The following is a 12,071-nucleotide window of genomic DNA, read 5'->3' as shown; positions in this document are numbered from 1 at the left end:
AATAATTCTTTTTTTGATTAATTTTTAGATAAATTTTTTTGTAGAATAGATAAGAGCTGTTATTTATGATAAATTTTTTTAAAATAAATATATATTAATATTGTAATGATTATAAGAGATGTGTATTTTATTAAAGTTTTTTCTGAGACCTAGAAACTCTTTAAAATATGGGAATCCCATAGATACGTATATTTGTCATTTTATAAAAATATGTACAAAAATGTATAATTTTTTAACAGTAGTATACAGGTAATATACAGGTAATACACAAGAAAAATTAAAAAAAAGCCGGGATAATTCCCAGCAATTTAATTTATTTTTTCCAATTCTTTTCTCATCTTTTCAATATTAGTATGTGTATATCTCTTAGTCATGCTTATATTGGTGTGCCCAATCATTCCAGTTATGGCACTCTCATTATTTGACACCTCGGTTATCATTGTAGCAAAGGTGTGTCTGGTATCGTGTATGGTGTGCTCCATTCCTAATTTGGACATTATCATTTCAAATTCATTTTTCCGGAAATTGTTGTATACATAATAATTTTTTCCCGTTTTGTTAGGAATGAGATATTCTGTTTTGTTTTCCATCCGTTTAATTACAAGTGGAAGTATTTTTGGGTGTATCGGAATTATACGGTTTTTTCCTGCTTCGGTCTTGCTTCCTCCAGTAATTATGTTTTTTGTCAAATCCACATTTGACTTTGGAAGTTTCAGAAGTTCATTTACCCTCATGCCGGTATAAATTAATATAAGTATGACATCCGCATATCTTAGTTCTTTAATGTTATCCCAAAGCAGCGATATTTCTTCTTCAGTAAATATCTTCCTAACTATTTTAGCCTTATGCTTAGGGAGTTTAATAAATTTGCTGTAATCCTTGCTTATTATATCCATTTCCATAGCCTGCTCAAAAATCATGTTTATGTAGGATTTTACACGTTTAAGAGTTCCGGTTGCTAAGGAAAGGCTGTCAATAAAGTTTTGAAGCTCCACCGCTTTAATACTGCTTATCTTCTTATTGTGTAAAGGTTCTAAATAGTTGTAGTATGTCCTGTATGTCTTCATAGTTCCTGCTTCTATTCGGTTTTCTTTTTTCTTCATGCACATATCCATTACCTCTTTCAATGTTATGTCGGCTAAATGGACATCGTATGGGTTGATATTGTATTCAGCAAGGGCCTGCATAGCCGCTTTCCTGTTTTCAAAATATCCTATATATTTAAAAATTTGTTTTCCTTTATCGTTATAGCCAATTGTAATTCTGGCACCAAAAGGTTTTCTTCTTTTTCCACCTAGTTTTATAACGGATCCGTATCCATTTGGATTTTTCATAAAAAAATCACACTCCTTGTATTGAATTTTAAAGGTTTGTGTGATATACTTTTACTGGTGTTTGTGAGTATATCACATTACTTAGTCCCTATTGCCGTAGGGGCTATTTTTTTGTTTATTTTTTACTTTTTATCAATTCTTCACCATCGAATATAAATGACGTCATCGTTTCTTTTATAAGTCTAATAGTTGTTTCTTTTTAGTTTGAAATTCTTCTTCCGAGATTATTCCCTTATCCATTAAATCCTTAAATTTAAGAATTTCGTCAGGAACAGATATCTCAGATTTATTTTCTAACTGATTTGGGCTACTTTCATCAAATGTTGATTTAACACCAACTAAGGTTTTTAAGATAGCTCGGTAAACCTTATCGTCAACATCAACAACGCACTCTTGTCCATCTTTAAATTTAAGAGCTATGAGTTTACTCTTTTTATTCTTTGCACTCAGTCCTGCAAGTAAACCAACAGGTCCCAATAAAGCTGCCCCAATAGCACCTCTCATTACTGCACTTGAGGCAGATTTTGTGCTTGTTGCGTCCAGAATTTCATAATTTGTTACTTGTCCTTTGAGTTCTAAAGTTTTCAAGAACCCTGTCTGTATGTATGGGGAACCCAAGGCTTGATTTATTAACTTACCTTGATATGCCCCCGCAATAACTCTGTTTTTTGCCATATAAATCACTCTCCTTTCTGTGATTTTTTTATTTTAGTAGATTGAACACTAAAATAAAAAGTCATCTTCATCGCTGTTAACTTCATCTTCATCTTCACTACTGACTATATGATAATCTACTTTTGGTTTTGATTCTTCAATAAAGCTATCAAAGAGATTCGGATTTTCAAAGTTGCAGTATTTTACATCTTTTTTAAAAACCCAACCTAGCCTGTTTTTGGAAAACTCTCCACTAACGTTAAAAACTTTTTTTATATCATCCTTATCTAAAGGCATTCTTATGTACTTTTGTAATTCTAAAATAACTTTGGATGGAGCTAAAAGATTTCGACAAAAACAATTAGCTTCTTTTTCTAATTCGTCTATAACTTCCGAATTATTGCAAATTAAATCTTTTTTATGTAGTACATGATGGTTTAGAATAATGTGTCCTATCTCATGTCCTAAGGTAAAACACTTTCTTTCATCAGGCATCATCCAATTGTAATGAATTGTAAAGATTCCATTTTCGTATGTTGTGAAGCCTTCTTGCGAAATGTCGCAGTTTTGGTCAAAATCTGTATACTGTTTTAATCGCCATCCGTTGTTCACTATTATTTCCTCTAATTTCGCAACCGTCAAAGGATAATGATTGAAAAGTCTTTGTTCCTCTATAAACTCTACTAACATTTTGCACACGTGTTCGTATTGTGCTTTGTACTTCGCTGTCAATGTATATCCCACCTCTTTTATTTTTTCATTTGTTCAATCATATTATTTAGTAAATCTATCTGATTATCATCTAATCCTTTTGCATTTCTTGCAAGAATTGTAGCTTTTGCACTATCTTCATCTTCCCCATTTACCAGATAATCAATTGTAACCCCTAGATATTTCGCAACTCTTTGAAGTTTATCTCCTGTGGGTAAAGATTTATCCCAACGACGAATTACTCCATTTCCGATATCTGCTCTTCTTTCTAATTCGGCAATTGTGATTCTTTTCTGTGCGACTAAAAATTTAATCCGATCTAAAATACTTTCCATTTTATCCTCCTAAAAATAAGGGTTCAACATTGTTTTTAAAAAATGTCAAAAAACCTATTGACAATTAGGAATAAATACAGTATAATGTATTTAAGCTAAAAACAAAGCATAATGACCCATAAATTACAAGATATTTATAAATGTGGATTTGATAAGTGTCATTTACGTAATATCTTATTTTTATGCTTTAATTTTAGCACAAAATCTAAATTTAGTCAACATAAAAACTAAGTTATTTTAACTGAAAAGTGAGGTGGTGAAATTTGAACAAACAGGAATTTGAGATCGCCGTAAAAACAGCTCTAATAAAAAATGAGAAATTAAATTTATCGAAATTGGCGAAAAAACTGGGAATTAGTGCAGCATATCTTTCTGATGTAGTGAGAGGAAATAGAAAGGCTGAACATTACAGAAAAAGAATTTGTGAGATCCTAGATTTGGACTACGAAAATTTAAATTAAGAAAGTGAGGAAATTTAAATGTGTGAAATTTCAAATGTAAATGGAATGAGCAGTTTAGAAATTGCAGAAATTGTAGGAAAGGAACACAATAAAATTTTAAGGGACATTAGGGATGAAGTAGAAAAGCTAGAAAAACAAGGTATTAGAGCCGAAGCCATTTTTGGACTGGGCGAATACATAGATAAAAACAATCAGAAAAGACCTATGTACGTCCTTACAAGAGAAGGGGTACTTCAGCTGGCCGCAAGATACAGTGCAGTAGTCAGATTCAGGCTGATTGAAAAAGTAACTGTTCCAGGAAATTCGGTATCAGTACCACATCAGTTATTAGCACAGGCACAGTACCTTGTAGATGTGGAGAACAGGCTAAGCACTGTTGAAGGAAACATGGCGGGATTACAGAAAGGTATATCAAGGCTCGAACATAACGAGAGAAGAACAATAACAAGTAACCATTTGACAGTGATAGCCTACGCAAATATGAAAGGTATTAAACCTAACACATATAATTCAAGTGCTGTTGGAAAAAAGGCAACTAAACTCTGTAGGGACAGAGGGCTGTTGACAGGAACTGTTGTGGATAGCAGATATGGTTATATAAACACTTACCCTATTGAGGTCTTGGACGAGATATTTTTTGGGTAAATTAAAATCGATGAGTATGACAAATATCTGAAAATTAGAGAAGAGGAAGGTGATTGAGTGAAAAGAATTTTTAAATTAGGTTTGTTATTTTTAATAGGAATTTTGATTTACCTAAAAGGAGAGTAATAAGTTATGCAGCGCCATAAATATACATACTGGACAACAGAAGAACTTCAGACATTAAGAATTTTAAGATTTGTGGAAGGTCTCCCGTACAACGAGATAGGTATTGCGTTAAATAGAAATTGGCAATCCTGTTGCAATGCAGTTCATAAGTATTTCAAAAAAGAACTTGAAGATTATAAAAACAAGAAAAAATGTAAAGAAGAACTTATTTATGAATTGGCAGAAAAAGGAATTAAACGGGCGGCTATTGCTAAAAGATTGGGAATAAAAATACCAGCAGTAGATTATGTCATTCATATTAAAAAAAATCGTTTAAGGGCTAAGTAATGACAACAAACACCAAAAAAAATTAAGGGACGGCAATCCCAGAAAGGAAAAAAGCTATGGAAGTTTCGGAATCCTGGATAAGGAAACAGGCTACAAAATTACAATTATCAATAAAGGAAGCCGCTGAATTTGTCGGCAAAGGGCAGCAGTATGTGAGAGTGGGCCTGCAAAAAGGAAGACTTAAATTTGGAACAGCGGTACCTAAATTTAAAGACGAAAATGAAAGAGAAGCAAGAAGAAGGGCTGGGAAGCACAATTGGGATTATGACATTCAGCGTATTCAAGTTGAAAAGTACGTTGGGATAACTTATGAAGAATTTTTAAAAATGAAATTTGGAGGAATTTAAAATGAAATATGATGCTTTAGTAATGGTAAACAACCAAAACAAGGAAACGAGAAGAAAAATGGAAGAAAGAAAAATTAAGAACAGAATCAAGAAACTTGTAAGAAAGTTTGGGCTATCAAAATGACAGTCAGGGAAAAACTTGAAATAGAAATGGACAAGGAAGAGATTAAGAAATGGGAGGGAAAAAATGCTGACAGTGAAAAATCTGATAAAGGTACTGCTCCTGGTAACCGCAACAATTCTCATTCAGCTGGAAGTGATTAAGGAAAAAGGTCGATGGGTCGCTGGTGGAAACTTGGTGTTTCCAATACTGCTGGCTGTACTTCTTTGGTGGAACTGGTTTTTTAAGAAAAAATTGAAATGATGGAGCAGGTTATGAAACTGAAAAGGAAATTAAGAAAGCAGAAGGAAAAGCAGGAACTGGTGTCAAAGGCACTGGATTATAAAGAGTTTTCAACACAGAAGAATGAAAAGACAAAGGTTTTCTCAATGATGGCACTGTCAAATCTGTGCAAGCATTACAGAAATTATTTCACCATACCTAATATCACAGACGAAAATCTTGTAAATGGTGATACAAAAATACCTGTGCTGACTGAGAAAAATACGCTTTGGTGCACTTTTAAGCTTGAGGACATTATTCAAAGAACTTTCAGGGCTGTGAGCAGGCTTATACAGGAATATGAGTACGAGGATCTGCAGAATCCGAACCAGCGTAAGATAAAAGATTTTAAAAATGAATTTGTGATTGTTGAGTTTTCCAAGATGTATCAAAAGGAACTGTTGGAATTAAAGTTCAGATTTGGTAAATATCTGAAAACCAATTACAAAGAAACCGAGAAGGCTTTAAAAGAGATGATTGTACTGTTTGCCTACTATGAGATATTTAAAAAGCAGATTCAGGACAAACTGAATGATTTCAGTAAAAACAACAGGATGTACATGAAAACTTTTATCACGAAGACTGACAGGAAGTTTGAAGAAATAAAAGACGCCATTATAGAAGGCGGAGAACCTGACTCCAAAAAGGATATGCTGGAGCTTCTGAAATTTGAGGAGGCTGGGATTAAGATTAAATGGGTTGGGTACAGCAGGAAAACGGCTTTGAAAATGAAACTTCAATGAATAAATTAAAAATAGCGGAGGTATAAAACATGATTGGAATTCAAGTAGATGAAGACGAACTTTTGATAGACGGAACTATTAAATGTGAATCAGAAGAGGATTATTATATGATACTTGATGAGCTTTACAGGGATAGAAGGGAGGAAATAGAAAATGAGAACTTTGACTGATGTTCCAATAGGAATAAACGGAAAAATTCATTATGCAGATGTTATAGTACATGGAACTGTTTCAGAAAAGTCAGAATGGATTTTGGAAGAGTTTAAGAAGCTGCCGCTTTATCTTCAGGAAAAAATGCTGAAAGATTTGGAAATACTAAAAAAAAAATGCCGATACTGCAAATATCGACAACATATAAAAACAAACTAAGTAATTATACCACTAAGAAAGGAAAAATACAATATGTCAGAAAAGTCAAATGCGACAGTAAGAACATGGGAACTTTTGGAAGCTGTTAAAATTGTAGAAAATTTTATAAGTACTGAAAAAATAGGGAAAGAATACCTTAAAGGAATTTGTATTGAAACAAACCAAAAAGAGAACATATTGATTTTGAGAACAACAGATTTAAAAATATCTGCAAAAGTTGAAATGTTAGGACAAGTAAATAAGGCTGGGAAAGCTGTGGTTTCGTGTAAAATCTTTAAAGATTTAATAAAAGGCATTTCTTGTGCTAATGTCAACATAGCAATTGAAAAAGAAAAAATAGTTATTCAAACAGCAAATTCTAAAAGCTTAATTTCATTAATAGAGGATGTAGAGTTCCCAGTATGGCCTGGGGTAGACAAACTAAAATATTATTCAGTACAAAAATCAGATTTGAAAAATATATTTGAGAGTGTAAAATTCTCTGCTTCAGTTAATCCTAAAAATGAGGCAATGAATTGTGTAAAACTTGAGTACGAAGAAGAGAAATTAAAAGCTGTTGGAACTGATACGTATAGATTGTCCTATGCCGAAATTGATTTGAAAGATGGCGAGAGTCATCCTGAAGAAAGACTTAATGCAAGCGTTCCTTTGAAAACGGTTAATGGACTTGTTAAATCTATGAAATCAAAATTAGGAATTCCTAGAGAAAAAGTACTGATTGTTTGTGATGGCGATAAGGTACTGTTCAGATTTGCAGGAATTGAAATTGTATCGGATTTAACTAAGTTAGAATTTCCGGATTATAAAACTATAATTAAAAATTTGAATGTGGGTAAACAAGCAGTTCTTCACACAAAAGATTTTATTGCTGTGCTTAAGAGGGCTTACTCCATAGCAAAAGACAACAAGGAAGCTAAAAATAGTGCAATATTTGATTTTAGCCAAAATAAACTGACAATAAAATCAATTGATGAATACTCGGAGTTTAGAGAAGAAATCACAACACTTTACATTGGAGAGGATTTAAAAATATCATTGAATGTAAAATTTTTAATTGACTTTATTGGTAAAGTTAAGGATAAAACAACAGTGATTAAAATGTTAGACAATAAAAGTACTGTACTTGTAAAAGGTGAAACTGATGATAATTGGATATATCTGACAATGCCTTTGGCATTGAGAGAATACTAAGAAAAGAGGTTGAATAATGAAACTGAAAGTACAAAAAAAACATTTGTCAAATGAAAGCAAAATAGAAGAAATTATAAAATTGATGAAGGAGATATTAAACAATGGAATTAAAATTAGTAATCGAGATTGAAGAAGGAAGCAAACCAATAATTAAAGAGTTTTCAAAGGCGTTATTAGCACTTGGGAATACTACAACAATTACAAATCCTGCCAGAACAGTAGTTGGAAAAATCCAGAAATTTATGCAGATGACACCCGCAGAAGATGATTATGTTAAACAAGAGATGAAAAATTGGCAGACTAACGATGTAAAAGGAGTTGAAGCGGAAAATGACACTGTGGAAAAGTCTGAGAACATTGTGGAAAAACCTCAAAAGAAAGTTGAGAAGAAGCCGAAAGAAGAAGCCAAAACTGTAGAAACAGAAGCGCCTAAAAAAGAAGAAAATGTTCCAGCGGCTGCTGTTCCAACTTTAACACTTGAACAGTTAAGAGCTGGATGTGCTGAAATGTCAAGACTTGGAAAAGGTGCTGAGTTAAGAAATCTTATAAGAGAAGTTTACAAAATACCAAAACTGGATGACCTGGATCCTAAAAACTACGAAAATTTTGCGGATAATTTAAGAGAGTTAGGAGTAAGAATCTAATGGAAGGAAACCACAAGGATAGAAGCCATGCCCTGCTTAGTGCAAGTGGGGCTAGCAGATGGATGAAATGCAACCCAAGTGCAAGGCTTGAGGACATGTTTCCTGATTGTTCAAGCGAGTATGCGGAAGAGGGAACTTTAGCTCATGAAATGTCGGAGCTGAAACTGACAAAATACTTAAAACCTATGAGCCTTCGTACATTCAACAGCAAAATGAAAAAGCTGAAGTCTCATAAGCTGTACAAACCTGAAATGGAAAATTACACGGATGTTTATGTGGATAATATAAAGGAGCTTCTGATGTCGTTTGTCAAGCCAGGTACAGCTGAGATTGAAAAAAAAGTTGACTTTAGCGAGTATGTTCCGGAAGGCTTTGGGACTTGCGACTTTGTTACAGTAGATAATGGAACTTTGTACATACGTGATTTAAAGTATGGGAAAGGTGTGCCAGTATCGGCACAGGATAACCCACAGCTTATGCTTTATTCACTAGGTGCTTATCTTGAATTTTCACTGTTCAATGACATTGAAAATATAAATATGGGAATTATACAGCCGAGACTGGACATCGTAAGCATATTTGAGATTTCAGCAGACGAACTCATGAAATGGGCAGAAAACGAAGTCAAGCCCAATGCTGAAAAAGCATTCAAAGGTGAAGGTGATTTCAAGGTCGGACAATGCACGTTCTGCAGGGCAAAGGCTCTATGCAGGGCTAGAGCGGAAGCCAATATGTCACTTGAAACAGAGATGAAACTTAAAGGGAATATTTTAAGCAATGAAGAAATGGGAGAAATTCTTAACAGGGCAAGGGATGTCGTAAAATGGGTTAAGAATATTGAGAATTACTGCCAGCAAGCAATACTTCGAGGAGAGTATGTGCCAGGATGGAAAGTTGTCGAGGGCAGATCTGTAAGAGCGTTTTCAGATACCGAAAAGGCAATGGAAGTTCTGAAGGAAAAAGGAGTTGCAGAAGAGCTGATGTACGAAAGAAAAATGCTTACGTTGACACAGCTTGAGGGAGTAGTAGGGAAAAAAGATTTCAATGAGTATGTAGGGGATTTCATAATAAAACCTAAAGGTAAACCTACGTTAGCGCCGGAGTCAGATAAAAGGGCTCCATATGTAAATGATGTTATCAATGCAAGTGATGATTTTATAAATTTAGATAATAATGGAAAGGATGATTAGAATGGAAAATTTAAACGGAACTAGAGTAACAGTAAGAGGGAGATTAAGCTATGTGCATGTATTTAAACCGCATGCATCAGTACCAGGAGCAGAGGAGAAGTATAGCACAACGGTTCTTGTACCAAAAACTGATGTGAAAACAAAGCAGAAAATAGATGCAGCAATAAAAGCGGCTACAGAGTTAGGAGTATCAGAAAAATGGGGAGGAAAAATGCCAAATACAGTATTTACCCCAATTTGGGACGGAGATGGTGTGAATAATAGTGGAGACCCGTTTGGTCCTGAGTGTAAGGGGCACTGGGTGTTTACAGCTTCCGCAAAAGTTGACTATCCTCCACAAGTAGTTGATAGAAGAGTGCAGCCCATAACAGATCAGAGTGAAATTTACAGTGGATGTTACGCAAATGTGGCGGTTAATTTCTTCCCGTATCTATTCCAAGGGAAAAAAGGAATAGGCGCAGGATTAGGAAACGTACAGAAAATTAAGGACGGAGAAAGCCTTGCAGGTGGAAGAACTGCCGAACAGGATTTTGATGTTGTCGATGATGAAGATGACGCTTTATATTAATAAAAATTTAGATAATCACGTGGGTTTATCCTGCGTGGTTGTTTCAAACTAAGGAAGGATAAAAATCAGATGGATGTATTAAACATAGATATTGAAACGTTCAGCAGTGTGGACATAGCAAAAGCGGGGCTTTATAAATATGCTCAGAGTGATGATTTTGAAATCCTTCTTTTTGCTTATTCGCTAAACGGTTCTGATGTAAAAGTTGTAGACCTAGCTCAAGGGGAAAAAATCCCCATTGAAATAATTGAAAGATTAAACGATGGGAAAACTTTACTGCGAGCCTATAATGCCGCATTTGAGTGGAGCTGCCTTAATCAGGCTGGATATCCAACATCATTAAATCAGTGGGAGTGCACAATGATTCACGGCTATTATGCAGGCTATCCTGGCGGACTGGAAAAAGTTGGTAAGGCACTAGGATTTAAGGATGACAAGAAAAAATCAGCAACAGGGAAGGCTCTTATAAAATACTTCAGTGTTCCCTGCAAGCCTTCAAAGAGAAACGGTGAGAGAACTAGAAATATGCCCCACCACGAACCTGAAAAATGGCAACTGTATATCGAATATAACAGGCAGGATGTTGTGGCAGAAATGGCAATTGCCGACAAACTGAAAAGCGTCGTTGTTCCTGAATTTGAATGGGATTTGTGGAGAACCGACGTAAGAATGAATGCTAATGGAATCAAGATTGATACGCGACTTGTTGATAGTGCCTTGTATGTAAGTGATACCTGGAATGAGCATTTAATGGAAACTGCAAGACAGATAACAAAGCTGGACAATCCAAACAGTACGGTTCAATTGTCGAAATGGTTAAAAGAAAACGGTGTAGAAGTAGAAAACTTACAAAAAGCAACTGTGAAAAAACTGATTGATGAAACTTCAGGGAATGTGAAGAAAGTGCTTGAGATAAGGCAGGAGCTTAGCAAGACAAGTACTAAAAAATATGTGGCAATGAGAGAAGCACTTGGAAACGACGGAAGAGTAAGAGGGCTTTTGCAGTTCTACGGAGCCAACCGTACTGGACGCTGGGCTGGAAGGCTTGTTCAGGTTCAGAATCTTCCACGAAACTACTTGGCGGATCTTGACGACGCAAGGGAAATAGTAAAAAGAAGAGATGTTGACACGTTAAGCGTTTTATACAGCAACATACCTGATACTTTGTCACAGCTAATCCGTACAGCTTTTGTTCCAGAGGAAGGGAAGAAGTTTGTAATTGCAGATTTTTCGGCGATAGAAGCAAGAGTGATTGCCTGGCTTGCTGGAGAGCGGTGGAGAACTGAAGTATTCAGGACTCACGGAAAAATTTACGAAGCGTCAGCTTCACAGATGTTCGGAGTTCCAATTGAATCAATCGCAAAAGGCAAAGAAAATTATCATTTGAGACAGAAAGGGGAAATTGCTGAACTTGCATTGGGATATCAAGGTGGACCCGGTGCATTGACTGCAATGGGTGCGATAGACATGGGGCTTACTCAGGAAGAGCTGCCTGAAATAGTACGGATGTGGCGAAATTCAAACCGCAGAATAGTTGACCTATGGTACAGCCTTGGAAACGCTGCAGTAGATGTAATTGAATCAGGCTCAAGGGTAGTAGTAAAAGACTTGTTATTAAGCAGGGAAGGTGATTTGGCAAATGGTATGGATTTTTTTACCATAACACTTCCAAGTGGGCGTAAATTGTACTATGCTAACCCTGGAACTAGGGAAAACAGTTGGGGATCACGAGTTATTACTTACAAGTCGAGTAATCAGACAAGCGGAAAATGGGAAACAACAGATACTTATGGCGGGAAATTAACGGAAAATGTGGTTCAGGCTATCGCAAGAGACTGCCTTGCCGTGTCAATAAAAAGATTAACTGAAAAAGGATTTAAAATTGTAATGCACATTCACGATGAGGTGGTCATTGAAGCACCTATGGAAACATCTGTAGATGAAGTGTGTGAGATAATGGGGCAGGATATTGAGTGGGCTGAGGGGCTTATATTAAGGGCTGACGGCTTTGAAACATTGTATTATAAAAAGGATTAGTGAAAGG

At 35.3% G+C, this 12,071-nt stretch carries 18 protein-coding genes; 14 read left to right on the top strand and 4 right to left on the bottom strand.

Annotation, left to right across the window (positions count from 1 at the left end; genetic code table 11):
• Positions 1-308 precede the first annotated feature (308 nt).
• From ACO409_RS00745 to ACO409_RS00730, 4 genes are all read right to left on the bottom strand, one after another.
• The gene (locus tag ACO409_RS00745; RefSeq protein WP_485553923.1) at positions 309-1,334 is read right to left on the bottom strand and encodes a tyrosine-type recombinase/integrase; all 1,026 of its coding nucleotides are present in this window, start codon (positions 1,332-1,334) and stop codon (positions 309-311) included.
• A gap of 174 nt (positions 1,335-1,508) precedes the next feature.
• Complete coding sequence (locus tag ACO409_RS00740; RefSeq protein ID WP_485553922.1) at positions 1,509-2,009, bottom strand: SHOCT domain-containing protein; 501 nt, start codon at positions 2,007-2,009, stop codon at positions 1,509-1,511.
• Positions 2,010-2,057: 48 nt separating this feature from the next.
• Complete coding sequence (locus tag ACO409_RS00735) at positions 2,058-2,720, bottom strand: ImmA/IrrE family metallo-endopeptidase (RefSeq protein ID WP_485553921.1); 663 nt, start codon at positions 2,718-2,720, stop codon at positions 2,058-2,060.
• A gap of 17 nt (positions 2,721-2,737) precedes the next feature.
• Positions 2,738-3,034 (bottom strand): helix-turn-helix domain-containing protein, encoded by a 297-nt coding sequence (locus ACO409_RS00730; protein ID WP_485553920.1) that lies wholly within the window; start codon positions 3,032-3,034, stop codon positions 2,738-2,740.
• 263 nt (positions 3,035-3,297) lie between these two features.
• On the opposite strand from ACO409_RS00730, the gene ACO409_RS00725 reads away from it, so the two are divergent.
• The 14 genes from ACO409_RS00725 (at position 3,298) to ACO409_RS00660 (ending at position 12,064) form a co-directional block, all read left to right on the top strand.
• A complete protein-coding gene (locus ACO409_RS00725; RefSeq protein ID WP_485553919.1) occupies positions 3,298-3,495 on the top strand; it encodes a hypothetical protein in 198 nt (65 codons plus the stop codon).
• Positions 3,496-3,513: 18 nt separating this feature from the next.
• Positions 3,514-4,140 carry a Rha family transcriptional regulator gene (locus ACO409_RS00720; RefSeq protein WP_485553918.1) on the top strand — a complete coding sequence of 209 codons (627 nt, stop codon included), beginning with the start codon at positions 3,514-3,516 and terminating at the stop codon, positions 4,138-4,140.
• Positions 4,141-4,272: 132 nt separating this feature from the next.
• Positions 4,273-4,593: a hypothetical protein gene (locus ACO409_RS00715; RefSeq protein WP_485553917.1), complete on the top strand. Its 321-nt coding sequence runs from the start codon at positions 4,273-4,275 to the stop codon at positions 4,591-4,593.
• A 56-nt stretch (positions 4,594-4,649) separates the two neighbouring features.
• Positions 4,650-4,940, top strand: a complete 291-nt coding sequence (locus ACO409_RS00710; RefSeq protein ID WP_472355012.1) for a hypothetical protein — start codon at positions 4,650-4,652, stop codon at positions 4,938-4,940.
• 1 nt (position 4,941) lies between these two features.
• Positions 4,942-5,064, top strand: coding sequence for a hypothetical protein (locus ACO409_RS00705; protein WP_485553916.1), 123 nt, complete (start codon positions 4,942-4,944; stop codon positions 5,062-5,064).
• A 63-nt stretch (positions 5,065-5,127) separates the two neighbouring features.
• The gene (locus tag ACO409_RS00700; RefSeq protein WP_485553915.1) at positions 5,128-5,304 is read left to right on the top strand and encodes a hypothetical protein; all 177 of its coding nucleotides are present in this window, start codon (positions 5,128-5,130) and stop codon (positions 5,302-5,304) included.
• Positions 5,305-5,315: 11 nt separating this feature from the next.
• Complete coding sequence (locus ACO409_RS00695) at positions 5,316-6,065, top strand: hypothetical protein (RefSeq protein WP_485553914.1); 750 nt, start codon at positions 5,316-5,318, stop codon at positions 6,063-6,065.
• Between the two features lie 29 nt (positions 6,066-6,094).
• Complete coding sequence (locus ACO409_RS00690; protein WP_304077862.1) at positions 6,095-6,235, top strand: hypothetical protein; 141 nt, start codon at positions 6,095-6,097, stop codon at positions 6,233-6,235.
• A complete protein-coding gene (locus tag ACO409_RS00685; protein WP_485553913.1) occupies positions 6,219-6,434 on the top strand; it encodes a hypothetical protein in 216 nt (71 codons plus the stop codon). The genes ACO409_RS00690 and ACO409_RS00685 overlap by 17 nt, the downstream gene beginning before the upstream one ends.
• A 33-nt stretch (positions 6,435-6,467) precedes the next feature.
• Positions 6,468-7,625 (top strand): DNA polymerase III subunit beta, encoded by a 1,158-nt coding sequence (dnaN, locus tag ACO409_RS00680; protein ID WP_485553912.1) that lies wholly within the window; start codon positions 6,468-6,470, stop codon positions 7,623-7,625.
• Between the two features lie 101 nt (positions 7,626-7,726).
• Positions 7,727-8,269 (top strand): hypothetical protein, encoded by a 543-nt coding sequence (locus tag ACO409_RS00675; RefSeq protein ID WP_485553911.1) that lies wholly within the window; start codon positions 7,727-7,729, stop codon positions 8,267-8,269.
• Positions 8,269-9,459 carry a DUF2800 domain-containing protein gene (locus ACO409_RS00670; RefSeq protein WP_485553910.1) on the top strand — a complete coding sequence of 397 codons (1,191 nt, stop codon included), beginning with the start codon at positions 8,269-8,271 and terminating at the stop codon, positions 9,457-9,459. Before ACO409_RS00675 ends, ACO409_RS00670 begins: the two co-directional genes overlap by 1 nt.
• Before the next feature lies 1 nt (position 9,460).
• On the top strand, positions 9,461-10,027 hold the full coding sequence (locus ACO409_RS00665; RefSeq protein ID WP_485553909.1) for a DUF2815 family protein: 567 nt from the start codon (positions 9,461-9,463) through the stop codon (positions 10,025-10,027).
• Positions 10,028-10,096: 69 nt separating this feature from the next.
• Positions 10,097-12,064, top strand: a complete 1,968-nt coding sequence (locus ACO409_RS00660) for a DNA polymerase (protein WP_485553908.1) — start codon at positions 10,097-10,099, stop codon at positions 12,062-12,064.
• The last annotated feature ends 7 nt before the right edge of the window (positions 12,065-12,071 follow it).

It is taken from the genome of Leptotrichia sp., assembly GCF_057270615.1.
Note: the sequence above shows the minus strand (reverse complement) of the source record. Positions and strands in the feature narration are given on the sequence as shown.